Raw genomic sequence first — 24,085 nt, 5'->3', positions numbered from 1 at the left:
GCGGCGCCCCGACCGCCCGGCCCCGGCCCGCCGCGCGCGCCACGGGCCGGCGCCCTGTTCCGACGCCGCCAGAACGGCCACGCAGCGGACGGCGACGCCCGGCCGCGGCGGTGGTCCATCGTCCCGCGCCCAGCGCCCGCGAGGCCCTCCCATGCAATCCGTCCTGCTCGCCGTCGACCGGCTCAATGCCTTCATCGGCAAGGCCTTCGCGTGGTGCATCGTCATCCTCACGCTGGCGATCACCTATGAGGTGTTCCGCCGCTACGTGCTGAAGGACCCCACCACCTGGGCCTATGACGTCAGCCTCATGCTCTATGGCGCGCTGTTCATGATGGCGGGCGCCTACACCCTCTCGCGCAACGGCCATGTGCGCGGCGATTTCCTCTACCGCAAATGGTCGCCGCCGACGCAGGCGCGGGTCGATCTCGTGCTCTACTTCCTGTTCTACTTCCCCGGCATCCTGGCGCTGATCTATTCCGGCTGGGGCTATTTCCACCTCGCCTACATGCTGAACGAGCATTCCTCCTTCAGCCCCGACGGGCCGATCATCTGGCCGATCAAGGCGGTGATCCCGATCACCGGCGCGATGATGCTGCTGCAGGGCGTGGTGGAGGTGGTGCGGTGCCTCATCTGCATGCGCGACGGCGACTGGCCGCAGCGCCTGCACGACGTCGAGGAGATGGAGAAGGTCATCCTCGAGGAAGCCGCCAACCGGGCGGACCGCGAAGGCACCACCCACGGAGCGCTGTGATGTTTCTGTCGGATCCCGCCCTGGGCGTGCTGATGCTCGTCCTGTTCCTGATCTTCCTGATGCTCGGCTTCCCCATCGCCTTCACCCTCATGGCCCTCGGGGTGGGGTTCGGCTACTTCACGCAGGGAGACAGCATCTTCAACCTGTTCGTCCAGCGCACCTATTCGGTGATGGCGAACGACGTGCTGATCTCGATCCCGCTGTTCCTGTTCATGGGCTATGTGGTCGAGCGGGCGAATATCCTCGACCGGCTGTTCCGCGCCATCCAGCTCGCCGCCGGCTGGCTGCCGGGTTCGCTCGCGGTCGCGACGCTGCTCACCTGCGCGCTGTTCGCCACCGCCACCGGCATCGTCGGCGCGGTGGTGACGCTGATGGGGCTGCTGGCCTTCCCCGCCATGCTGCGGGCCGGCTACGACACCCGGATCGCCTCCGGCGTGGTGTGCGCCGGCGGCTGCCTCGGCATCCTCATTCCGCCCAGCGTGATGCTGATCCTCTACGGCGCCACCGCCGGCGTCTCGGTGGTGAAGCTCTACGCCGCCGCCTTCATTCCCGGCATCATGCTGGCGGGCATGTACATGGCCTATGTCGTCATCCGGGCGATGCTCAACCCGGCGCTGGCACCGAAGCTGCCGGCGGCGGAGCGCAACGTCCCGGCCAGCACCATCATCTGGGCGCTGCTCACCTCGTTCATGCCGCTGGTGCTGCTCATCAGCGCGGTGCTGGGCTGCATCATCCTCGGCCTCGCCACCCCCTCGGAGGCCGCGGCGATCGGCGCGCTGGGGGCGATCCTGCTGGCGCTGGCCTACCGCACCTTCAGCTTCCAGAAGCTGAAGGATTCGGTTTTCCTCACCGCCCGCGCCTCGGCCATGGTGTGCTGGCTGTTCGTCGGCTCCGCCGTCTTCTCGGCGGTGTTCGCCCTGCTCGGCGGCCAGCACGTGGTGGAGCAGTTCATCCTCTCGCTCAATCTCGGCCCGGTCGGCTTCCTGATCCTGACCCAGATCATCATCTTCGTGCTGGGCTGGCCGCTGGAATGGACCGAGATCATCGTCATCTTCCTGCCGATCTTCCTGCCGTTGCTCGACAATTTCGGCATCGACCCGATCTTCTTCGGCATTCTGGTGGCGCTGAACCTGCAGACCTCCTTCCTCTCGCCGCCGGTGGCGATGGCGCCGTTCTACCTCAAGGGCGTGGCCCCCAAGTACGTCTCGATCGACGAGATCTTCTCCGGCGTGATGCCGTTCATCTACATCGTGATCCTGGCCATGACGCTGCTCTACATCTTCCCCGGCATCGCGCTCTGGCTGCCCGGCTTCCTCTACAACTGAGGCAGGGGCCGGCAACAGGCGTGGTGCCCCCGCCCGGCCCTGCCCGCAGGACGTCAGCCGCGGACGGGCTCCGCCGCGCGGGAATCGCCCGGGCGCGCCTCGGTGGGGCGGGGATCGCCGGCGGCGGTCTTCCAGCCGAAGGCGGGGAAGCGCACCACCCGCTTGCCGCGGAAGTCGCTCTCGCAGGCGAGATAGCCGCGCTCTTCCATGTAGGTGAGCAGCCAGCGCCCGCGCGAGGGCGAGCGGCTGCCATAGGCCCGCGCCAGAGCCTCGTCGGTCGGCGAGGGCGCGCCCTCCATGCCGGCCCGCGCCAGCATGAGAAACACGCCCTGCATCTCCTCCGGCAGTTCGCCGGCCTGCGCCAGCGCCCGCTGCCAGTCCCCGCTCTCGCGGTCGGCGCAGGCGAGGCCATGGTCCACCCCCGCCCGGGCGATGGCGAGGCGGCGGGTAAAATCGGCGAGGTCGGGCACGCGCGAGCCCACACGGCGCACCCGGCAATGCACGAGAAAGTCCTGATAGAGGCTCGCCGCCGAGCGGATCGGCTGGTCGCCCTCGGTGACGAACTGGCGGACGATATCGGCGATCAGCTCCTCGCGCTCGGCCTCGATGGCGCGCAGCGTCTCCGGGTCGGCAAGGGCGGCCTCGGGCGCGGGCGCCTCGTCGATGCGCTCGAGAATCTCGGTGATCGGCCGCGGCGCCGGCACCACCCGCGCCGGCGGCTCGGGATCGGCGCCGTCCTCGAAGATCAGGTCCTGCAGCGCGGCCGCGCCCATCTCCGGCGGTGGCATCAGCTCCGGCCGGCCGTTGCGGCTGGCGGTTTCCACCGGGCCGACCCGCACCGGGAGCGGGCGCCGGCTGAGCGCCGGGCCCAGCGCGACGAAGGAGCCGGTGTTGAGGTCGCGGAAGCTCTCGGCCTGCCGCTTCTCCATGCCCAGCAAGTCGGCGGCGCGGGCCATGTCGATGTCGAGGAAGGTGCGGCCCATCAGGAAGTTGGAGGCCTCCGCCGCCACGTTCTTGGCGAGCTTGGCGAGGCGCTGGGTGGCGATGACCCCGGCAAGGCCGCGCTTGCGGCCGCGGCACATGAGATTTGTCATCGCGGCGAGCGAGACCCGGCGGGCCTCGTCGGAAATCTCGCCGCCGCCGGCCGGCGCGAAGAGCTGCGCCTCGTCGACGATGACCAGCATGGGAAACCAGTACTCGCGCTCGGCGTCGAACAGCCCGTTGAGAAACGCAGCGGCCGAGCGCATCTGCGCGTCGGCGTCGAGGCCCTCGAGGTTGAACACCACCGAGGCCCGGTGGCGACGAACCCGCGCCGCCAGCCGCTGGATCTCGCCCTGGGTGCGCTCAGCGTCGATCACGACATGGCCGTAGCGCTCGGCGAGCCCGACGAAGTCGCCCTCGGGATCGATGATCGCCTGCTGCACATGCCCGGCGCTCTGTTCCAGCAGGCGGCGCAGCAGGTGGGATTTGCCCGAGCCGGAATTGCCCTGCACCAGCAGGCGGGTGGAGAGCAGCTCCTCAAGGTCGAGCCGCACCGGCTGGCCCGCCGAACTGCTCCCGAGATCGATGCCGACCTTCATGCCGTTTCGCGTTTCCGTCTGCCTGAATGAGCCATCGCCGGAGCGGGAACGACCGGGCAAGGCCCCCGCCCGCGCCACCCGGGCCGCAGCCCGACCTGCGCCCCGTCTCTAGCACGGGCGCGCGCCGCGCGGCCGGTGACGGGGCGGCACTCTCCACAGATTCGGCGCCGCCGGGCAAGCGCCGCCGCGGCTTCGGCGCGGCCTGTGTCTTCCGCGCATCCGCCCGCCGAGCCCACCGACACCACGGGCGGCGGCAACGCTCGACAACGCCGCCGCGCTCTGACAATGCTGCGTCTCCGCCCCATCCCAAATGTCCCGCCAGACCTTCCCGCGATGACCGACACCACCACCGCGCCGCTGTTCACCATCGGCTATGAGCAGGTCTCCTCGCAGGCGGTGCTCGACGCGCTGTCGCGGGCGGGGGTGGACCTGCTGGTGGACGTGCGGGCGGTGGCCGCCTCCCGGCGCGCCGGCTTCTCCAAGACATTGCTGGCCGCGGGCGTCGCCAGCCGGGAGATCGGCTATCTCCACCTGCGCGGCCTCGGCACCCCGGCGGAAGGGCGGCAGGCGGCGCGCAGCGGGCGCCACGCCGAGATGCGGCGCATCTTTTCCGAGCATCTCGCCACCCCCACCGCGCAGCAGCAGCTCGACGAGCTGACCGGGCTGGTGCGGGCGGGGCGGCGGGCCTGCCTGCTGTGCTTCGAGCGCCACCCCGAGCACTGCCACCGCCAGATCATCGCCGACATCGTCTGCGAGCGGGTCGGCGTCCGGGTCGAGCATCTGGCGGCCGACCCGCTCTGAACGGCTGGCCTGCATCTCCGGCGCGTGCCGCGGGCAGATACGGACTTCCGCGCGCAAAATCAACTCAGGATTGCTTGATCACAACCGAATCACCGTGCTCGGATCGGTGGTATCAGGCGCCCGACGCCACCATCAGCCACACCCCGGTTCACCATGTCCCGTTCGCCACGGATCGTCGGCGCGCGCCTCGTTCCGGCTGTGTGCGCCGTTCTGGCGGCGCATCTCTGCCAGCCCATGGCGGCACGGGCGGAGGATGCCGCGGCCACCCTGGCCAACCGGCTCTATTTCTATTCCGGCATGGATGTCGCCCGCGACAATGCCTATGGCTGGGCCGGCGCCGCCTGGGCGCCCTTCGCCCCGATGGACCGCGAGGGGCTGCGGCTGCGCGCGCAGGGCGGGCTCGGCCAGTACCGCTACCGCACCGACGCGGTGGCGGGCGGCTGGAACACCGGCACCAAGACCGAAGGCGAGATGCTGGCCGGCTGGCAGTTCCTGCGCGGGCCGCACGCGCTGGCGCTCTATGGCGGCGCCAATGTCGTCGACAACCGGCTGCAGAACCCTGACCCCTCAAACCCCGACCAGGGCACCCAGACCGGCGCCAAGGCGGTAGCGGAATATTATGGCCGGCTGCGGCCGGACCTCATCGCCACCGCCGCCGCCGGCTTCTCCACCGCCGACCGCACCGCCACGCTCCGGCTCACCGCGGCCAAGGTGCTGGAAAGCGGCTGGGAGATCGGCGCGGAGGCCGGCGCCCTCACCGACCGCCTCTCCAGCGAGATGCGCGCCGGCGGCTTCGTCAACCTGCCGCTGCTCGGGGCCATGGTCCGCGCCGCGGCGGGGTGGCGCTGGAGTTCCGACAGCGACGACGGCGCCTATGGCACGCTCTCGCTCTACCGGCCGTACTGAAGCGCCTCACGCATCCTCGGCCCGCATCGCCTCCAGCGCCTCGGCGCCGTCGGTGCCGGCGCGGGCGGCGATGCGGTGAAGCTCCTCCAGCTCCAGCGCGTCGCTGGTGTCGACATCGACAAAGGCGTCGTCGTCCTCCACCGCGACATCGGCCACCGCCTCGGCATGGGCGGCGATGAGATGGCGGGCGCCGACGTCCCCGGTCAGCGCCGCCAGCTCCGGGAAGAGGCGGCGCGCCCAGGCCACCGGGTTGCCGCGCCGGCCCTGACGCACCGGCACCGCGACCAGCCGGCCGGCCGCCGGGGCCAGCGCCTCGACCAGCCGGTCGATCAGCCCGCCCGTCACCCGCGGCATGTCGCCGAGCAGCACCACCGCGGCATCGGCTTCCGCCGGCACGGCGGCGATGCCCGCCCGCAGCGAGGTCGACATGCCCTCGGCATGGTCGGGGTTGTGGACGAAGCTCACATCGAGCCCGGCCAGCGCCTCGCGCACCCGTTCCGGCTCGTGGCCGGTGACCACCAGCACCGGCCGCGCGCGGGAGGCCAGCGCGGCCTCCACCGCCCGGCGCACCAGCGGCACACCGTCCAGCGGGGCGGCAAGCTTGTTGCGGCCCGGCATCCGGGTGCCGCGGCCCGCCGCCAGCACTACCGCGGCGGTACGGGCGATAGCGGGCTCTTCCAGCCCCTCGCGGGGCTGCGGGCGTGTCGCGATTTCCATGAGAAGGCCTCCTACCCCCATGCCGGCAAGGTCCGCCCGCCGCACCGGCAGGCCGGCGAGCAGCCGGTGAAGCACCCAGTCGAAGCCGTTCTCCCGGCTGCTGCGGGCGCAGCCCGGCGCGCCGAGCACCGGCACCGCGCCGCAGCGCGCCACCAGCAGCAGGTTGCCGGGGTCCACCGGCATGCCGAAATGCTCGATCTGCCCTCCCGCCGCCACGATGCCCGCCGGCACCACGTCGCGCCGGTCGGCAATGGCGGAAGCGCCGAACAGGATGACGATCTCCGCCCCGGCCGCGATCGCCTCGCGCACCGCCCGCTCCACCGCCTCCGCCTCGTGGGGGATTTCGGCACGCCAGACGATGGCGGCACCCGCCGGGGCGAGGCGCTGCGCCGTCACCCGCAGGGTCTTGGCCACCACCTTCGGCAGCAGGCCGGGCAGCAGGGTCGAGATCACCGCCGCGCGCCGCAGCCGGTACGGCGCCACCCGCACCATGGGCCGCGCGCGGGCAAGCGCGGCGCGGTGCACCGCGCCTTCCACCGCGAAGGGAATGATCTTCACCGTCGCCACCATCTCTCCCGCCGCCACGGCGCGGAAATTCGGCAGGGTGGCCAGCGTCACGCTCTCATCCACCGCGTTGAGCACGTCCACCGCCGCGGGGTCGACCACCAGCACGCCGGGCACCGTGGCCCGCAGGTTCACCCGGCCGGTGAAGGCGGCGTCCGCCGTGGTGCCCGCGCCGGCCAGTGCGGCGGCGAGGCTGGCGGCGGCATCGTTCTCCGCAATATCGCCCGGCTCCAGCCGGGCGGCGACGAGGCGTTCCACCCCCGCCCGCGCCAGCGCCTCGAGCAGCGCCCGGTCGAGCCGGGTGCCCTTGCGCAGCTCCAGCCCCGGCAGGCGGATGGAGTGCACCGAGAGCGCGCCCTCGGCTTCCGCGAGCGGCAGCGTGCCGAACTTCACGCCGCCTTCTCCCGCGCGGCGGGCCGCTGGCGCAGTGTCGCGACGATTTCCGCCAGCACCGCCACCGCGATCTCGGCCGGGCTCACCGCGCCGATATCGAGCCCGATCGGCGCGCGGATGCGGGCAAGGCCCGCCTCGGGCACGCCGCGCGCCGCGAGCCGCTCCAGCCGGGTGGCGTGGGTGCGGCGGGAGCCGAGCGCGCCGATATAGAAGCACCCCGCCTCGATCGCGGCGGCAAGGCCGGGATCGTCGATCTTGGGGTCGTGGGTCAGCGCGGCGAAGGCGGTGAAGGGGTCGAGCCCGATCCGCGGCAGCACCTCATCCGGCCAAAGCGCGTGAAGCGCGACACCGGGAAAGCGCTCGGCCGTGGCGAAGGCGGTGCGGGGGTCGATCAGGGTGACGTCGAAGCCGGCCATGGTCGCCATCGGCGCCAGCGCCTGCGAGATGTGCACCGCGCCGGTGACGACGAGGCGCGGCGCCGGCACATGGGCGGTGAGGAACACCCGCTCATTGCCGAGCGTGAGCATGCCGCTGCGGCCGCTGCGCAGCGCCTCGGCGATGGGGCCGGCCAGCGGGTCGGCAGCAGCCTGTGCCGCGGTCACCAGCCGCTGGCGGCCGTCATCCATGGCGGTGACGAGCACGCAGGCCCGCCGCGCCGCGCGCTCCGCGTTCAGCGCTTCGAGAAGGGCGAGGTCCATTCAGGCCACCTTCTCCACGAACACCGCGATGCGCCCGCCGCAGGAGAGCCCGACCTGCCAGGCGGTCTCGTCGGCGACGCCGAATTCCAGCAGGCGCGGCCCGCCGCCCGCGATCACCTCGGCCGCCTCGGCGACCACCGCGCCCTCGACGCAGCCGCCGGAGACCGAGCCGAGAAACGCGCCCTCCTCGTCGATGGCGAGGTGGCTGCCGACCGGGCGGGGGGCCGAGCCCCACGTCTCCACCACGGTCGCCAGCGCGACCCCGCGCCCCTCGCGCCGCCAGCGGGCGGCGGCCTCCAGCACATCGTCCTCGCGCGCGAACATGAACAACCTCCCGGGCGGACCAACCCATCACATATAGCCCAGCCCGGCCCGTCGCGCCTTGCCCAACACGCCGAAACACATCACAAGGCGCCGATGTCCCGCGTCCTTCCGCTGCCGCCCGCCGCCTCCCCCGCACCCTCTGCCACGCTGCGCACGCTCGACGCGCTCGACGCCGCCGGCCTGATCGGCAGCCGCGCGGGGCTGGAGGCGGTCGCCGGCCGCTACGCCGTGGCGGTGACCCCCACGCTCGTCGGGCGCATGGACCCCACCGCCGCCGACGACCCGGTGCGCCGCCAGTTCGTGCCGGACGCCAGCGAACTGGTGGAAACGCCGGGAGAGGATGGCGACCCGATCGGCGACGACGCCCACAGCCCGGTGCCGGGCATCGTGCACCGCTATCCCGACCGGGTGCTGCTGAAGCTGGTGGGGGTGTGCGCGGTCTATTGCCGCTTCTGCTTCCGGCGCGAGATGGTGGGGCCCGGTGCGGGGACCAGCCTCTCGCCGGCGGCGCTGGACGCGGCGCTCGACTACATCGCCCGCACCCCCGCCATCTGGGAGGTGGTGGTCACCGGCGGCGACCCGTTCATGGCGGCGCCGCGCCGGCTGGCGGAGCTGGCCCGGCGCATCGCCGCCATCGGCCATGTCGCCGTGTTGCGCTTCCACACCCGCGTGCCCGTCGCCGCGCCGGAGCGGGTGACGCCGGAGCTGGTCGCGGCGCTGAAGGCGGAGGGCCTCGCGACCTATGTCGCCGTCCACGCCAACCATGCCCGCGAGATCGGCCCGGAGGCGCGCGCCGCGCTCGCCCGCCTCGCCGATGCCGGCATTCCCCTGCTGGGGCAGAGCGTTCTGCTGGCCGGCGTCAACGACACGGCGGAGGCGCTGGAGGCGCTGTTCCGCACCCTCGCCGCCAGCCGGGTGAAGCCGTACTACCTGCACCACCCCGATCTCGCGCCGGGCACCGCGCATTTCCGCCTGCCCATCGCCCGCGGGCAGGCGCTGATGGCGGCGCTGCGCGGCCGGCTCTCCGGCCTCGCTCTGCCGACCTATGTGCTCGACATCCCCGGCGGCCACGGCAAGGTGCCGGTCGGGCCCGGCTATCTCGAACCGACCCCGGAAGGCTGGCGGGTGAGCGACCCCTGCGGCGGCACGCACCCCTATGCCGAGGGCCTCGCCGCGCCGGCAGAGGTCACGGCACGATGATGAAGCCCTTGAGGTTGGGCTTCATCACGTTGCGGCTGTCGAGCTGAAACACGCCGATGCCGTTGTTGCTGCCATCGGTGTTGGTGTTGCCCTCCACCGTGGTGAGGGCGCCGCCGGCGGCGCTGCGCACGAAGCCGGTGTGGCCGTTGCCGTCGCCATAATCGAGGATGAACACCGCGCCCGGCACCACCAGCGCGGGGTTGGCGACGGCGGCGGCCTTGGCGATGCGGATGGGCTTGGTGCGGTTCCACGCGTCGAGGCAGCCGGCGGTGCGCGGAAAGGGATTGGCGACGCCGGCCTCGCTCGCGGCCTGCCGGAAGCACCAGTAGACGAAGGCCATGCACCAGTAATGGCCGCCGCCGAGGCCGGTGGAAGCAAGATATTCCTCCACCCGCGGCCCGCGGTTGGAGCCGACCGGCACCTCGCGCACGCCGATCTCGCCGATCGCGATCCGCAGGGCGCGCTCGCGCAGCGTGGTGCCTCCCGGCAGCGGGCCGCCCCCCGCGCCCCGCGCCACCGCCGCCGCGTCGAGCGTCCCGCCGAACAGCGAGGCCCAGCTCAGCGGGCCGACCTCGCCGTCCACCGTCAGCGCCCGGCCGAGGGCGTCGACATGGCGGGTCTGGTAGAGCTTGACCACCGAAGCCAGCGCCCTATCGAACACCCCGGGCGGCGAGGTCGTGGCATAGCCCAGCTCGGCGAGGCGCTGCTGCAACGCGCGGACGATGGCAGCGTCCGCCTCGCCGCGCGCGATCACCCGTCCCGGATAGTCCATGGTCAGCCCCCGCTGCACGCCTCGCATGGCCGCGCACGCCGCGCTGCCTTCGGCGCCCGGCAGAGCGGGCGGGAGGCGGCCCATCACACCACATTTACCCTGCGTTGTAATGGCCGGGCGCGACGCCCTCGCGCCGATTCGGCCTGCGGGCTGACGTGCCCGCGCGATCAGCCGTCCCGCCCCTCGCCGGAGAGCGCGCGCACCAGCGCCTCCATGCTGGCGAGGTTGTGGATGGGGCGGAAGTCGTCGACATGGGGCAGCATCGCCTTCACCCCCTGCGCCCGCGCCTCGAAGCCCTCATAGCGCAGCAGCGGGTTCAGCCAGATCAGCCGGGCGGCGGAGCGGTGCAGCCGGTCCATCTCGAAGCCGAGCGAGGGCCCCTCGCCGGCAGGCCGCTCCAGCCCGTCGCTCACCAGCAGCACCCGGGCGCCCTGCCCCAGCACCCGGCGCGACCACTGCCGGTTGAACGCCGCCAGCGAGGTGGCGATGCGGGTGCCGCCGGACCAGTCGCGCGCGGTGGCGCCGGCCGTCTCCAGCGCCTCGTCGGGGTCGCGGCGGGCGAGCGCCCGGGTGACGCGGGTCAGCCGGGTGCCGAACAGGAAGGTTTCGACGTTGCGCCGGGCCTCGGTGAGGGCGTGGGCGAAGTGCAGCATCAGCCGGGAATAGTCGGCCATCGAGCCGGAGATGTCGATCAGCAGCACCAGCGGCGCCAGCCGCTCCGCCGGGCCGCGCCGCTTCAGCGCGACCAGATCGCCGCCCACGCGCAGGCTGGCGCGCAGGCTGGCGCGCAGGTCGAGCCGGGCGCCGCGGGGGTCCGGCCGCAGCCGGCGGGTGCGCACCCATTCGCGCGGCAGCGCCAGCGCGGCGATGCGGCGGCGGGCCTCGGCGATCTCGGCCGCGCTCATCTGGGCGAAATCCTTGGCCCGCAGCACCTCGTCGGCGGAGACGGTGAGACGCGCATCCACCTCGATGCGGGGTGGCGGCGCGGTCTCGGCGCGGCGCTCGCCGATGCCGGCGAACAGCGCCTCCTCGATGCGCCGGAGCGGGGGGCGCTCCGGGTTGGGCCGGGCCGGCACGGTGGGGGACATCATCGCGATCAGCCGCTCGTCGAGCTGGCGGGTGCGCCAGAACAGCCGGAACGCCTGGTCGAAGACGAGGTGCTGCTCGCGTTTCGTCACGAACACCGCGTGCAGCGTCCAGTAGAAATCCTCGCGCTCGCCGAGCCCGGCGGCACAGGCCGCCTCCACCGCGTCGAGCACCGCGCCCGGTCCCACCGGCAGCCCGGCCGCGCGCAGGGTGCGGGCGAAATAGGCGATGTTGTCGGCGAGGCGGCCGCCGGCCGGCCCGGTCGCACCCGGCGGCGACATGGTGCCGCCATCGTGGCGCCCCGCCCCGGCGCTGCCGCCCGCGCCGCGCCCGGCGCTCATCCCGCGGCCCGGGCGGCGTGGCGGGCCTCCTTCACCAGCGCCGCGACCTTGCCGGCGTCGGTGCGGGCGATGTCGTCCTGGTACTTCAGCAGCACGCCGAGCGTGTCGCCCACCACCGCGGGGTCGAGCGCGGCGGCGTCGAGCTCCACCAGCGCCGAGGCCCAGTCCAGCGTCTCCGCCACCCCGGGCGCCTTGAACAGGTCCTCCCGGCGGATCGCCTGCACGAACGCCACCACCTCGCGCGAGAGCTTCGCCGGCACGCCCGGCAGCCGCGCCCGCAGGATGGCGAGCTCCCGCGCCGCGTCGGGATAGTCCACCCAGTGGTAGAGGCAGCGCCGCTTCAGCGCGTCGTGCACCTCGCGGGTGCGGTTGGAGGTGACGAGCACGATCGGCCGGTGCGGCGCCCGCACCGTGCCCAGCTCGGGAATCGTCACCTGGAAATCGGAGAGCACCTCCAGCAGGAAGGCCTCGAACGCGGCGTCCGTGCGGTCCAGCTCGTCGATCAGCAGCACCGGCGCGCCGGCGGCGTCGGGCTCCAGCGCCTCCAGCAGCGGGCGGCGGATGAGGTAGCGCTCGGCGAACACATCCTCCACCAGCCGCTCGCGGTCCACCGTGCCGGAGGCCTCGGCGGCGCGGATGGCGATCATCTGCGCGGCGTAGTTCCATTCGTAGACGGCGCTGGCGAGGTCGAGCCCCTCATAGCACTGCAGCCGGATCAGCCGGCGGCCGAGCCCGGCGGCGAGCACCTTGGCGATCTCGGTCTTGCCGACGCCGGCCTCGCCCTCCAGGAACAGCGGGCGGCCCATCCGCAGCGCCAGGAACACCACGGTCGCCAGCGCCCGGTCGGCAACATAGCCCTGCCCGGCGAGCAGCGCCTGCGTGGTCTCGATGGAGTGGGGAACGGCCTGTGCCATGGGGTCGCCTTCCTCGTCGGTGGGCCGGGGTGCGGCCGGGTCGGGTCCGGCTCCGGTCAGCTCTGCATCTTCCAGAGGAACCACAGCGCGATGGCCAGCATGCACAGCGCCATGAGCCGGTGCATCTTCCGCTCGGCGTGCCGCCCGCCCATGACCCGGCCGATCTGGCTGGCGAAGATCAGCACGGAGAGGTGCAGCAGCGCCGCCACGCCGAGATAGATGACGACCAGCACCAGATTCTGCACCACCAGCGGGTGCCATGCCCGGTCTATGAAGGTCGGCATCACCGCGAGGTAGAACACCGCCGCCTTGGGGTTCAGCGCATTGGCGAGAACCCCGTCGGCGAAATGCTGCCGCGCGCTGAGCCGGGGCACCGGCGGCAACCCCTCGCCTCCCTCGCCCGGGCGGGTTTCCACCGCGCCGGCGCGCTGGCCGTCCCGCCACGCCCGCACCGCGAGCCACAACAGGAAGACGACGCCCGCCCAGCTCAGCACGTCGAGCGCGACCGGGTTGCGGTCAATCAGCGCCGCGAGACCGGTTGCCGCCAGCACCCCCACCAGCGCCTGGCCGAGGGTGAGGCCGAGGATGGCCGCCACCCCCGCCTCGCGCCCGCGCGTCAGCGTCAGCGCGGCGAGATAGGCGGTGCTGGGGCCGGGCACGAACTCGAAGACGAAGGTCGTCACCACATAGGCTTGGAGGCTCGGCATGAAACGATCCGGTCGGCCGGGACGCGGCGTCCGGTCATCCGGCTGCCGCCTCCACCGCGCGCTGCGCGATCACGCCCACCAGATGGGCGCGGTACTCGCCGCTGCCGTGAAGGTCCGAGATCATATCATCGGCCGGTAGGGAGAGACCATCCAGCGATCGCCCGGCGAAGCGCTTCTTCAGCGCCTCCTCCGCCTCGGTCCAGCGGAACACCCCGCTCTGCGAGGCGCCGGTGACCGCCACCCGGATGTCGGCGGTGCGCTTGGCCGCGAACACGCCGACCATGGCGTAGCGCGAGGCGGGGTTGGCGAACTTCACATAGGCCGCCTTCTTCACCGCCGGGAAGGCGATGCGGGTGATGATCTCGCCCGGCTCCAGCGCCGTCTCGAACAGGCCGGTGAAGAAATCGTCCGCCTCGATCCGCCGCTGGCTGGTGATGATGGTGGCGCCAAGGCCGAGGCAGGCGGCGGGATAGTCGGCCGAGGGGTCGTTATTGGCGATGGAGCCGCCGATGGTGCCGCGGTTGCGCACCGCCGGGTCGCCGATCAGCCCGGCGAGATAGGCGAGCGCGGGCACCGCCTCCTTCACCACCGGGGAGGCGGCGACCTCGGCATGCCGGGTCATCGCGCCGATGGACAGGGTGCGGCCGCGCAGCTCGATGCCGGCGAGATCGGGAATCCCGCCGAGGTCGATGACGTCGCCGGGCGCGGCGAGGCGCTGCTTCAGCGTGGGGATGAGGGTGTGGCCGCCCGCGAGCAGCTTGCCGTCCGCGACGCTCGCCGCCAGCGCGGCGGCTTTGCGCACGCTGGAGGGGCGGTGATAGGTGAAGGCGAACATGGATCGGTCTCCTGTCCGTGGGTCTATTCGGCGGCGCGGGGGGCGGCGCGGGTGCGCGCGATCTTCCACACCGTCTGCGGCGTCGCCGGCATCGGCACCGCCTCGGTGCCGAGCGCGTCGGTGATCGCGTTCATCACCGCCGCCGGCGCGGCGATGGCGCCGGCCTCGCCGCAGCCCTTGATGCCGAGCGGGTTGGAGGGGCACTTGGTCTCGGTGAAGCCCATCTTGAAGCTCGGCAGGTCGTCGGCGCGCGGCATGGCGTAGTCCATGAACGAGCCGGTCACGAGCTGGCCGTCGCGGTCATAGGCGGCGCCTTCCAGCAGCGCCTGGCCGACGCCCTGGGCTATGCCGCCATGGACCTGGCCTTCCACGATCATCGGGTTGATGACCACGCCGAAATCGTCCACCGCCGTCCAGTTGCAGATGGTGGTGCGGCCGGTGGCGGGGTCGATCTCCAGCTCGCAGATGTGGGTGCCGGCCGGGAAGGTGAAGTTCACCGGGTCGTAGAAGGCACCCTCCTTCAGCCCGGGCTCGATCTCCGAGGTCGGGAATTTGTGGGCGACATAGGCGTTCAGCGCCACCGAGGCGAAGTCGATGGAGCGGTCGGTGCCGGCGACGGAGAATTTGCCGTCCTTGAACTCGATGTCGGCCTCGGCCGCTTCCAGCAGGTGGGAGGCGATCTTCTTCGCCTTGGCCTCCACCTTGTCGAGCGCCTTGACGATGGCGGACATGCCCACCGCGCCGGAACGCGAGCCATAGGTGCCCATGCCGAACTGCACCTTGTCGGTGTCGCCATGCACCACCGTGACCTGCTCGATCGGGATGCCGAGCCGGTCGGAGACGAGCTGGGCGAAGGTGGTCTCGTGGCCCTGGCCGTGGCTGTGCGAGCCGGTGAGCACCTCGACATTGCCGGTGGGGTTCACCCGCACCTCGGCGCTCTCCCACAGCCCGACGCCGGCGCCGAGCGAGCCCACCGCCTGCGAGGGCGCGATGCCGCAGGCCTCGATGTAGCAGGAGTAACCGAGCCCGCGCAGCTTGCCCTCGCGCGCCGACTGCCGGCGGCGGCGGTTGAAGCCCTTCACGTCGGCGATCTCCATCGCCTTGTCGAGCGAGGCGCGGTAATTGCCGATGTCGTAGGTCATGATGACCGGGGTCTGGTGCGGGAACTTGCGGATGAAGTTCTTCTTGCGGAAATCGGCGGGATCCATGCCGATCTCGCGCGCCGCCGCCTCGGCGAGGCGCTCGACCACGAAGGTCGCCTCCGGCCGGCCGGCGCCGCGATAGGCGTCCACCGGGGCGGTGGTGGTGTAGACCGCCTCCACCGCGGCGTGGATGGCGGGGATGTCGTACTGGCCCGACAGCAGCGTGGCGTAGAGATAGGTCGGGATGGACGAGGCGAAGGTGGAGAGATACGCGCCCATATTGGCGCGGGTCTTCACCCGCAGCGCGGTGATCTTGCCGCGCTCGTCCAGCGCCAGCTCGGCGGTGGTGATGTGGTCGCGGCCATGGGCGTCGGACAGGAAGGCCTCGGAACGGTCCGAGGTCCATTTCACCGGCCGCCCCACCCGCTTGGAGGCCCAGGCGCAGACCGTCTCCTCGGCGTAGATGAAGATCTTGGAGCCGAAGCCGCCGCCGACATCCGGCGCGATGACCCTCAGCTTGTGCTCCGGCGCGATGCCGACGAAGGCGGAGAGCACCAGCCGGGCGACATGCGGGTTCTGGCTGGTGGTCCAGAGGGTGAAGGAGTCGTTGCCGGAATCATATTCGCCGATCGCCGCGCGCGGCTCCATCGGGTTCGGCACCAGCCGGTTGTTGACGATGTCCAGCCGGGTGACGTGGTGGGCGCGCTCGAAGGCGTGGTCGGTCATCGCCTTGTGGCCGAGATGCCATTCGAAGGCGAGGTTGCCGGCGATCTCGTCATGCACCAGCGCGGCGGTCGCGTCGGTGGCGGTGGCAAGATCGGCGACGGCGGGCAGCACCTCGTAATCCACCTCGATCGCCTCGGCGGCGTCGCGGGCCTGGTCCAGCCGCTCGGCGATGACGACGGCGACATGGTCGCCGACATAGCGCACCTTCTCCTTCGCCAGCGCGGGGTGGGAGCCCATCTTCATCGGCTGGCCGTGGATGTCGTGGATCATCCAGCCGCAGATCAGGTCGCCGATCTTGTCCTCGGCGAGGTCCTTGCCGGTGAGGATGCCGACTACGCCGGGCATCGCCGCCGCCTCGGCGGTGTCGAGCCGGCGGATGCGGGCATGGGCGTGGGGCGAGCGCAGGAAATAGGCGTGGGTCTGGCGCGGGCGGAAGATGTCGTCGGTGTACTGGCCCTTGCCGGTGATGAAGCGGTGGTCCTCCTTGCGGCGCACCGCCTCGCCGATCCTGGTGACGGTCATTGGCGTTCCTCCCCGGACTTTTGCCGGAATCCGCCCATCCTCGCGGACGAGCTGGCTGTTCTGTTGTACGGACGGCCGTTCCCCCGCGCGGGGACGGGCTACTCGGCGGCGCGGTTCAGCACCGGCGCCGCCATGGCGCGGGCGCCCTCGGTGATGGCGCGCACGATGTTGTGGTAGCCGGTGCAGCGGCAGATATTGCCTTCCAGCTCCTCGCGCACCGTGTGCTCGGCAAGCTCGTTGCCGTGGCGGTTCACGATGTCGATCGCGGCCATGATCATGCCCGGGGTGCAGAAGCCGCACTGCAGGCCGTGATGCTCGCGGAAGGCTTCCTGCATGGGGTGCAGCAGGCCCGGCGCGCCCAGCCCCTCGATGGTGACGACGGCGCCGCCTTCCGCCTGGAGCGCGAGCACGGTGCAGGCCTTCACCGCATGACCGTCGAGATGGACGGTGCAGGCGCCGCACTGGCTGGTGTCGCACCCCACATGGGTGCCGGTGAGCATGAGGTTCTCGCGCAGGAACTGCACCAGCAATGTGCGCGGATCGACGTCGGCGCTGACGGGACGGCCGTTGACCGTCATGGTGACGATGGGCATCGCTTCCTCCTGGACGGGGCCTTTTCGGCCCTCGTTCGGCTGCGGACGCCCGAAGGGCGACCGGTCGGCCGTAGCAGATGCGCCGTTTTCGGCGCGTTTATTATTTGTCCAATGTGAAGCGCGTTCCGAAGCCGGGTCAAGCACCCCGCAGGTGAGCCGCAAAGGAAATTTCACCGGAACGGTACGAATACCTGACGTTCGCGGGCATTCGCGAGAAAAGAGACACGTCTCCCACCGTTTTCTGCTGCGCTGCGGGAGACGTTCTTGGTATACCGCATACGGAAGACCGGGCGATCAGGCCGCCGCCTTCTCCGTCACCGCCTTGGCGAAGGCTTCGAAGAACTGGTCGGCCAGCTTCTTCGCGGTGCCGGCGACGAGGCGCTGGCCGAGCTGGGCGAGCTTGCCGCCAATCTGCGCGTCGACCGAATAGTGCAGCGTGGTGCCGGCCTCGCTCGGCTCCAGCTTCACCACCGCGCCGCCCTTGGCGAAGCCGGCGATGCCGCCGTCGCCCTGGCCGGCGATGCGGTAGCCGGCGGGCGGATCGAGGTCGGTGAGCTCGACGCTGCCCTTGAAGCGGGCCTTCACCGGCCCGATCTTGGCCACCGCCGAGGCGCGGAAGCCGTTGTCCGAGGTCTTCTCCAGCTCCTCGCAGCCGGGAATGCAGCGCTTCAGCATCTCCGGGTCGTTCAGCGCTTCCCACACCGCCTCGCGCGGCACGGGCAGCTCGTAGGAGCCCGTCAGTTCCAGAGCCATGTGGATACCCTCCGTTTTTTGGTTGGCGCCATTCTAGACGCCGAAACCGGCGCGCCGTCCAGCCGGTCGGGCCGCCATTGGGGACGGGCCGGCTTGCCCGGCGCTGGCGCCGGCGCGCTGGCGCCATTGACGAATTCGCCCCGTGCCGCGATAGCTCGCCCGATCGAAGGGAGCCCGGCATGAAGCCCGCCATGGCCTATGACGTGGTGATCGTCGGCGCGGGCGCCGCCGGCATGATGTGCGCCATCGCCGCCGGCCGGCGCGGCCGCCGCGTGCTGGTGCTGGACCATGCGAGAGCCCCCGGCGAGAAGATCCGCATCTCCGGCGGCGGGCGGTGCAACTTCACCAATATCGACGCCGGGCCGAAGAACTACCTCTCGGAAAATCCCGCCTTCTGCATCTCGGCGCTGAAGCGCTACAGCCCGCGCGATTTCCTCGCGCTGGTGCAGCGCCACGGCATCGCCTGGCACGAGAAGACGCTGGGCCAGCTTTTCTGCGACGGCTCGGCCCGGCAGATCGTCGAGATGCTGCTCGCCGAGATGCGCGACGCCGGGGCCGAGCTGCGCCTCGGCGTGGAGGCGACGGCGATCGAGCGGGACGCCGACGGCTTCCGGCTGGAAGTCGCGGGGGCGCGCCTCGCCTGCCGCGCCCTCGTCATCGCCTCCGGCGGCCGCTCCATCCCGAAGATGGGGGCGAGCGGCTTCGGCTATCAGCTCGCCGAGCGATTCGGCCTTCGGCTGGTGCCGACCCGGCCCGGCCTGGTGCCCTTCACCCTCGACACGGCGAGCCTGGAGCGGCTGGCGCCGCTGGCCGGCGTCGCGCTGGACTGCGTGGCCAGCCATGGCCGCACCCGCTTCCGCGAAGCCATGCTGTTCACCCATCGCGGCCTCAGCGGCCCGGCCATGCTGCAGATCTCCTCCTACTGGCGCGAGGGCGAGGAGATTGTCGTCGACATGGCGCCGGAGACGGACATGTTCGCCGCGCTCAAGGGCGCGCGCTCGGCCCATGGCCGGCAGTCGCTCGCCACTGCCCTCGCCACCGCGCTGCCGCGCCGCCTCGCCCAGGCGATCGGCGAGGCCGAGGCCGGCACCCGCAACCTCGCCGACCTCTCCGACGCCGTGCTGCGCCGGGTGGGCGAGGCGGTGAACCGCTGGACGCTGCGGCCGCAGGGGACCGAAGGCTACCGCACCGCCGAGGTGACGCTGGGCGGCGTCGACACCCGCGACCTCGATTCGCGCACGCTGCAGGCGCTGGAGGTGCCGGGGCTCTATTTCATCGGCGAGGTGGTGGACGTCACCGGCTGGCTCGGCGGCTACAACTTCCAATGGGCATGGGCCTCCGGCTGGTGCGCCGGGCAGGCCTGCTGAAGCCCGGCCGCCGCCCCGCGGAGGGGAGGCCGCCATCCGCCCGCCGAACCGGGTTGCGCCGCCTCCGGCCGCCGCGCGGCCGCCGCTGATTCGCGCCCGCCGCCGCCGGCGAGCGCCCCGTCCGGGAGCCTGCCCGGGCTGTGCATAATGTCGCTGCGGAAGCGCTCAAAGCCCGGTGCCGAAAGGCGTGGCGGGCAAGCCGGCGCGGCGGCGGCCGGGACGCGGCGCGGTTGCAGCCTGCGGCAGCGGCCGCGGGCTTAGCGTCGCAAACGCGTTGATTGCGCCGGCTTTCGAGCGACTTAGCCGAGTTATCACTGGTTTCGATGGATTGCATTTCGCCTTTCGATCGAATTGTATCTCGTGGTTCTGCACGCTAAGAGTAGTCATCTCGCACACAGGCCGGGCACGGCGCCAGAATGGGCAAAAGCCGCCGCCAACGCCCGGATTCACAGGCGGCAACGCCTCCGCTGAGGGGAGCGGACAGATCAAATGGACATTTTTGTTCAGCAGCTCATCAACGGGCTGACACTGGGCTCGATCTACGGGCTCATCGCCATCGGCTACACGATGGTGTTCGGCATCATCGGCATGGTGAACTTCGCCCATGGCGACGTGTTCATGGTGTCGGCCTTCATCGCGCTCATCTGCTTCCTGCTGCTCACCACCGTGCTGGGGATCACCTCGATCTTCCTCGCCCTCGCCATCGTGCTGGTGGTGGCGATGTTCTTCACGGCGCTGACCAACTGGGCGATCGAGCGGGTGGCGTACCGCCCGCTGCGCGGCTCGTTCCGCCTCGCCCCGATGATCTCGGCCATCGGCATGTCGATCCTGCTGGCGAACTTCGTGCAGGTCTCGCAGGGCCCGCGCAACAAGCCGGTGCCGCCGATGATCGGCGACGTCATCGTGCTGATGGAGCGTGACGGCTACCAGGTCACCCTGGCGTGGAAGCAGGTCATCATCATGGTGCTGACCGCGGCGCTGCTGGGCGGCTTCTGGTACCTCGTGCAGAAGACCTCGCTCGGCCGGGCGCAGCGCGCCTGCGAGCAGGACCGCAAGATGGCGGCGCTGCTGGGCATCAATGTCGACCACACCATCTCGCTGACCTTCGTCATCGGCGCCGCCCTCGCCGCCGTGGCCGGGGTGATGTACCTGATGTATTACGGCGTCGTGAACTTCGCCGACGGCTTCGTGCCGGGGGTGAAGGCGTTCACCGCCGCCGTGCTGGGCGGCATCGGCTCGCTGCCGGGCGCCGTGCTCGGCGGGCTGCTGATCGGGCTGATCGAGACCTTCTGGTCGGCCTATTTCTCCATCGAATACAAGGACGTCGCCGCCTTCTCGATCCTCGCCGTCACCCTGATCTTCCTGCCGCAGGGCCTGCTCGGCCGGCCGGAAGTCGAGAAGGTGTGAGGACCGACCCATGGCTGCACAGATCGCCGAACCCGCCGCCGGCGGCACGGGCGCGCCGGCCCGGGCCGACAGCTTCGGCCCCGCCCTCAAGGACGCCCTGATCGCCGGGCTCGTCACGCTCGGGCTGCTCGGCCCGCTCGTCGGCTTCCACGCCGTCGTCAAGGACGAGGGCATGAACGGCCAGGCCGCGCTGGGGCTGGACTACCGCCCCGGCCTCGTCGCCATCATGGTCGGCATCGTCTTCGCCGGCCGGCTGCTGCTCAACCTCACGGTCTGGTCGCCCAACCGGGTGGTGGCCACCCGCTCCGGCCCGACCGTGTTCGACCGGATCGGCACCACGCTCGGCCCGGCGATCAAGCCGGCGCTGCTGGCCTTCGCGGTGGGCTTTCCCTTCCTCGCCGCCTTCCTCATGGGCGGGCTGAACGAGAGCCGCTACCTCGTCGACGTCGGCATCCTCATCCTCACCTACGTCATGCTGGGCTGGGGCCTGAACATCGTGGTCGGCCTCGCCGGCCTGCTCGACCTCGGCTATGTCGCCTTCTACGCGGTGGGCGCCTACACCTACGCCCTGCTCGCCACCAGCGCGCCGATCAACGACTTCTTCGCCGGGCTGCTGGGCGCCACCTTCTGGGCGAACTGGGCGTTCTGGATCTGCCTGCCGCTGGCCGGCGTCTTCGCCGGGCTGTGGGGCATGATCCTCGGCTTCCCGGTGCTGCGGCTGCGCGGCGACTATCTCGCCATCGTCACCCTGGCCTTCGGCGAGATCATCCGCCTGGTGCTGATCAACTGGGTGGACTTCACCGGCGGCGGCGCCGGCATCGCCTCCATTCCGCGCGCGACCTTCTTCGGCATTCCCTTCAATGCCAGCGAGGACGGCTTCGCCGCACGGTTCGGGCTCGACTTCAACCCGATGCACCGCATCGTCTTCCTCTATTTCGTCATCCTGGCGCTGGCGCTGGTCACCGCCTTCGCCACGGTGCGGCTGCGCAAGCTGCCGGTCGGGCGGGCGTGGGAAGCGCTGCGCGAGGACGAGATCGCCTGCCGCTCGCTCGGCATCAACACCACCAATGTGAAGCTGTCCGCCTTTGCCACCGGCGCCATGTTCGGCGGCTTCGCCGGCTGCTTCTTCGCGGTGCGCGCCGGCTTCGTCAGCCCGGAGAGCTTCACCTTCGACATCTCGGCGATGATCCTTGCCATCGTCGTGCTCGGCGGCATGGGCTCGCAGATCGGCGTCGCGGTGGCGGCGGCGGTGATGATGGGCGGCATGGAGCTGCTGCGCAATCTCGGCTTCCTCAGCAACGTGTTCGGCCCCGGCTTCGACCCCACGCAGTACCGCATGCTGCTGTTCGGGCTGGCCATGGTCGCCATCATGGTGTGGAAGCCGCGCGGCCTCGTCTCCACCCGCGAACCCACGATCTTCCTGAAGGAACGCAAGGCCGTGTCCGGCGATCTCGTGAAGGAGGGCCACGGCTGATGGCTTCCTCCCCCGCTTCCGGCTCCCGCCTGTGGGAGACCGACCCCATCCTCACCGTCGAGCACCTGTTCATGCGCTTCGGCGGCCTGGTCGCGGTGAACGACCTGTCCTTCAATGTCGGGCGCGGCGACATCACCGCGCTCATCGGGCCGAACGGCGCCGGCAAGACCACGGTGTTCAACTGCATCACCGGCTTCTACAAGCCGAGCGCGGGCCGCCTCGCCCTCGCCCACCGGCGCGCCGCCACCCCGGCCGAGATCGACGCCGCCACCGCCATCGGCGAGCGCTCGCTCGCCACCGGCGATGCCGCGGTCTACCTGCTGGAGCGCCTGCCGGACTACCGCGTCTCCGGCGAGGCGAAGGTCGCCCGCACCTTCCAGAACATCCGGCTGTTCACCGGCATGACCGTGCTGGAAAACCTGATGGTGGCCCAGCACAACGCGCTGATGCGCGCCTCGGGCTATTCGCTGCGCGGCCTGTTCGGCCTGCCGAGCTGGGGCCGCGCCGCGCGCGCGGCGACCGAGAAGGCCACCTTCTGGCTCGACAAGGTCGGGCTGCTGGAGCGGGCCGACGACCCCGCCGGCGACCTGCCCTACGGCGCCCAGCGCCGGCTGGAGATCGCCCGCGCCATGTGCTCGGACCCGATCCTGCTCTGCCTCGACGAGCCCGCCGCCGGCCTCAACCCGCGCGAGAGCCTGGAGCTCAACACCCTGCTGCGCTCCATCCGCGCCGACCACGGCACCTCGATCCTGCTCATCGAGCATGACATGAGCGTGGTGATGGAGATTTCCGACCACGTCGTCGTGCTCGACTACGGCACCAAGATCTCCGACGGCACCCCCGAGGCGGTGAAGAGCGACCCGCGCGTGATCGCCGCCTATCTCGGCGTCGACGAGGACGCGGTGGAGGAAGCCGGGGCGGAGATCGAGGAGATCGTACAGACGGGAGCGGCATCGTGAGCCAGACCAGCCCAGCCACCCCCGCCGCGATGCTCTCGGTGCGCGGCGTCAAGACCTTCTACGGCAACATCATGGCGCTGAAGGGCGTCGACGTGGAGGTCAACCGGGGCGAGATCGTCACCCTGATCGGCTCCAACGGCGCCGGCAAGTCGACCCTGATGATGACCATCTTCGGCCAGCCGAGGGCCCGCGAGGGGCAGATCCTCTATGAGGGCCGCGACATCACCCGGATGCCGACCCACGAGATCGCGCAGCTCAAGATCGCGCAGTCGCCCGAGGGGCGGCGCATCTTCCCGCGCATGACCGTGTACGAGAACCTGCAGATGGGCGCGTCGGTCGACGGCTTCGCCCATTTCGACGAGGACCTGCTCAAGGTCTTCACCCTGTTCCCCCGCCTCAAGGAGCGCATCAGCCAGCGCGGCGGCACCCTGTCGGGCGGCGAGCAGCAGATGCTCGCCATTGGCCGCGCGCTGATGAGCCGGCCCCGCCTGCTGATGCTGGACGAGCCCTCGCTCGGCCTCGCCCCGCTGATCGTGCGCCAGATCTTCGACGCCATCCGCGAGCTGAACCGCAACGAGGGGCTCACCGTGTTCCTGGTGGAGCAGAACGCGTTCCACGCGCTCAAGCTCGCCCATCGCGGCTATGTGCTGGTCAACGGCGTGGTCACGCTCGCCGGCGAAGGCCGCGAGCTGCTGGAGCGGCCCGAGGTGCGGGCCGCCTATCTCGAAGGCGGGAGGCACTGACATGGCCACCAACACCACCGGCACCGTCATCGCCAACGGCGCGCCTTCCGGCATCGCCGTGGTCGTGCCCGCGCTCGTCATCCTCGCCATCCTCGCGGCGGCGGCGTTCGCGCCCGCGCTGGTCGTCGAGGTCTCGCGCGGCGACTTCCTGCTCGTCACCGTCGTGCTCGGCGGCGGCGCGGCCTGGCTCTCGGGCCGGGCCATCGCCTCCACCTGGCGGCCCTACCGGCAGGTCGTGACCTACGCGCTCCTCCTGGGTTGCGTGGTGCGTTTCTTCCACTATGCGCTGTTCCAGGGCACGCTGCTCTCGGGCCAGCACTTCCTGAGCGATACCGCCTTCCTGCTGGCGCTCGCCACGCTCGGCTTCCGGGCGGAGCGGGCCTCGCAGATGGCCACCCGCTATGGTTGGCTCTATCGTCAGGCGGGGTTGTTCGGCTGGGTCTCGGGCCGCCGGCCCTGAGAGACCCGCCCGCGCAGCTTCGCCG

At 71.3% G+C, this 24,085-nt stretch carries 23 protein-coding genes; 11 read left to right on the top strand and 12 right to left on the bottom strand.

Annotated elements, in window-relative coordinates; translation table 11 throughout:
* Positions 1–151 precede the first annotated feature (151 nt).
* Together KHC27_RS17400 and KHC27_RS17395 are read left to right on the top strand one after the other, a co-directional pair.
* Positions 152–751, top strand: coding sequence for a TRAP transporter small permease subunit (locus tag KHC27_RS17400; protein WP_213340663.1), 600 nt, complete (start codon positions 152–154; stop codon positions 749–751).
* The gene (locus KHC27_RS17395) at positions 751–2,076 is read left to right on the top strand and encodes a TRAP transporter large permease (protein WP_213340662.1); all 1,326 of its coding nucleotides are present in this window, start codon (positions 751–753) and stop codon (positions 2,074–2,076) included. The genes KHC27_RS17400 and KHC27_RS17395 overlap by 1 nt, the downstream gene beginning before the upstream one ends.
* A 53-nt stretch (positions 2,077–2,129) precedes the next feature.
* On the opposite strand, the gene KHC27_RS17390 is transcribed toward KHC27_RS17395, so the two are convergent.
* On the bottom strand, positions 2,130–3,656 hold the full coding sequence (locus KHC27_RS17390) for an ATP-binding protein (protein ID WP_213340661.1): 1,527 nt from the start codon (positions 3,654–3,656) through the stop codon (positions 2,130–2,132).
* 333 nt (positions 3,657–3,989) lie between these two features.
* Between KHC27_RS17390 and KHC27_RS17385 the strand changes: the two genes are divergently transcribed.
* Together KHC27_RS17385 and bcsS are read left to right on the top strand one after the other, a co-directional pair.
* Positions 3,990–4,457, top strand: a complete 468-nt coding sequence (locus KHC27_RS17385) for a DUF488 domain-containing protein (protein WP_213340660.1) — start codon at positions 3,990–3,992, stop codon at positions 4,455–4,457.
* 153 nt (positions 4,458–4,610) lie between these two features.
* Positions 4,611–5,363 (top strand): cellulose biosynthesis protein BcsS, encoded by a 753-nt coding sequence (gene bcsS, locus KHC27_RS17380; RefSeq protein WP_246520038.1) that lies wholly within the window; start codon positions 4,611–4,613, stop codon positions 5,361–5,363.
* Positions 5,364–5,369: 6 nt separating this feature from the next.
* Here bcsS and KHC27_RS17375 read toward each other — a convergent pair whose 3' ends face one another.
* From KHC27_RS17375 to KHC27_RS17365, 3 genes are read right to left on the bottom strand one after another with little or no spacing between them, the layout of a single operon-like run.
* On the bottom strand, positions 5,370–7,037 hold the full coding sequence (locus KHC27_RS17375; RefSeq protein WP_213340659.1) for an NTP transferase domain-containing protein: 1,668 nt from the start codon (positions 7,035–7,037) through the stop codon (positions 5,370–5,372).
* Complete coding sequence (locus tag KHC27_RS17370) at positions 7,034–7,735, bottom strand: XdhC family protein (RefSeq protein ID WP_213340658.1); 702 nt, start codon at positions 7,733–7,735, stop codon at positions 7,034–7,036. Before KHC27_RS17370 ends, KHC27_RS17375 begins: the two co-directional genes overlap by 4 nt.
* Positions 7,736–8,059: an XdhC family protein gene (locus KHC27_RS17365; protein ID WP_213340657.1), complete on the bottom strand. Its 324-nt coding sequence runs from the start codon at positions 8,057–8,059 to the stop codon at positions 7,736–7,738.
* Between the two features lie 93 nt (positions 8,060–8,152).
* On the opposite strand from KHC27_RS17365, the gene KHC27_RS17360 reads away from it, so the two are divergent.
* Entirely contained in the window at positions 8,153–9,259 is a 1,107-nt protein-coding gene (locus tag KHC27_RS17360) for a lysine-2,3-aminomutase-like protein (RefSeq protein WP_213340656.1), read from the top strand.
* On the opposite strand, the gene KHC27_RS17355 is transcribed toward KHC27_RS17360, so the two are convergent.
* The 8 genes from KHC27_RS17355 to KHC27_RS17320 form a co-directional block, all read right to left on the bottom strand.
* Positions 9,246–10,031, bottom strand: a complete 786-nt coding sequence (locus tag KHC27_RS17355) for a CHAP domain-containing protein (protein WP_213340655.1) — start codon at positions 10,029–10,031, stop codon at positions 9,246–9,248. The two genes, KHC27_RS17360 and KHC27_RS17355, sit on opposite strands and share 14 nt — an antisense overlap.
* Positions 10,032–10,198: 167 nt before the next feature.
* Positions 10,199–11,458: a vWA domain-containing protein gene (locus tag KHC27_RS17350; protein WP_246520037.1), complete on the bottom strand. Its 1,260-nt coding sequence runs from the start codon at positions 11,456–11,458 to the stop codon at positions 10,199–10,201.
* Positions 11,455–12,372, bottom strand: a complete 918-nt coding sequence (locus tag KHC27_RS17345; RefSeq protein WP_213340654.1) for an AAA family ATPase — start codon at positions 12,370–12,372, stop codon at positions 11,455–11,457. The genes KHC27_RS17350 and KHC27_RS17345 overlap by 4 nt, the downstream gene beginning before the upstream one ends.
* 56 nt (positions 12,373–12,428) lie before the next feature.
* Positions 12,429–13,079, bottom strand: a complete 651-nt coding sequence (locus KHC27_RS17340) for a LysE family translocator (RefSeq protein ID WP_213340653.1) — start codon at positions 13,077–13,079, stop codon at positions 12,429–12,431.
* A 34-nt stretch (positions 13,080–13,113) separates the two neighbouring features.
* Entirely contained in the window at positions 13,114–13,914 is an 801-nt protein-coding gene (locus KHC27_RS17335) for an FAD binding domain-containing protein (protein ID WP_213340652.1), read from the bottom strand.
* Between the two features lie 23 nt (positions 13,915–13,937).
* A complete protein-coding gene (locus tag KHC27_RS17330) occupies positions 13,938–16,304 on the bottom strand; it encodes a xanthine dehydrogenase family protein molybdopterin-binding subunit (protein WP_213340651.1) in 2,367 nt (788 codons plus the stop codon).
* Positions 16,305–16,402: 98 nt separating this feature from the next.
* Positions 16,403–16,897 (bottom strand): (2Fe-2S)-binding protein, encoded by a 495-nt coding sequence (locus KHC27_RS17325; RefSeq protein ID WP_213340650.1) that lies wholly within the window; start codon positions 16,895–16,897, stop codon positions 16,403–16,405.
* A 294-nt stretch (positions 16,898–17,191) separates the two neighbouring features.
* Positions 17,192–17,650 carry an SRPBCC family protein gene (locus KHC27_RS17320; RefSeq protein ID WP_213340649.1) on the bottom strand — a complete coding sequence of 153 codons (459 nt, stop codon included), beginning with the start codon at positions 17,648–17,650 and terminating at the stop codon, positions 17,192–17,194.
* A gap of 179 nt (positions 17,651–17,829) precedes the next feature.
* Here KHC27_RS17320 and KHC27_RS17315 point away from each other — a divergent pair, with 179 nt between their 5' ends.
* From KHC27_RS17315 to KHC27_RS17290, 6 genes are all read left to right on the top strand, one after another.
* On the top strand, positions 17,830–19,017 hold the full coding sequence (locus KHC27_RS17315; protein WP_246520036.1) for a BaiN/RdsA family NAD(P)/FAD-dependent oxidoreductase: 1,188 nt from the start codon (positions 17,830–17,832) through the stop codon (positions 19,015–19,017).
* A 489-nt stretch (positions 19,018–19,506) separates the two neighbouring features.
* Complete coding sequence (locus KHC27_RS17310) at positions 19,507–20,424, top strand: branched-chain amino acid ABC transporter permease (protein ID WP_213340648.1); 918 nt, start codon at positions 19,507–19,509, stop codon at positions 20,422–20,424.
* Positions 20,425–20,434: 10 nt separating this feature from the next.
* On the top strand, positions 20,435–21,898 hold the full coding sequence (livM, locus tag KHC27_RS17305; protein WP_213340647.1) for a high-affinity branched-chain amino acid ABC transporter permease LivM: 1,464 nt from the start codon (positions 20,435–20,437) through the stop codon (positions 21,896–21,898).
* On the top strand, positions 21,898–22,857 hold the full coding sequence (locus tag KHC27_RS17300) for an ABC transporter ATP-binding protein (RefSeq protein WP_213340646.1): 960 nt from the start codon (positions 21,898–21,900) through the stop codon (positions 22,855–22,857). Before livM ends, KHC27_RS17300 begins: the two co-directional genes overlap by 1 nt.
* Before the next feature lie 29 nt (positions 22,858–22,886).
* Complete coding sequence (locus KHC27_RS17295; protein WP_213340834.1) at positions 22,887–23,600, top strand: ABC transporter ATP-binding protein; 714 nt, start codon at positions 22,887–22,889, stop codon at positions 23,598–23,600.
* 118 nt (positions 23,601–23,718) lie between these two features.
* Positions 23,719–24,060 carry a DUF6867 family protein gene (locus tag KHC27_RS17290; protein WP_213340832.1) on the top strand — a complete coding sequence of 114 codons (342 nt, stop codon included), beginning with the start codon at positions 23,719–23,721 and terminating at the stop codon, positions 24,058–24,060.
* Positions 24,061–24,085: the final 25 nt, after the last annotated feature.

This window comes from Ancylobacter lacus, from assembly GCF_018390635.1.
GTDB lineage: Bacteria > Pseudomonadota > Alphaproteobacteria > Rhizobiales > Xanthobacteraceae > Ancylobacter > Ancylobacter lacus.
This window is presented reverse-complemented; position numbering and strand designations above follow the sequence as displayed.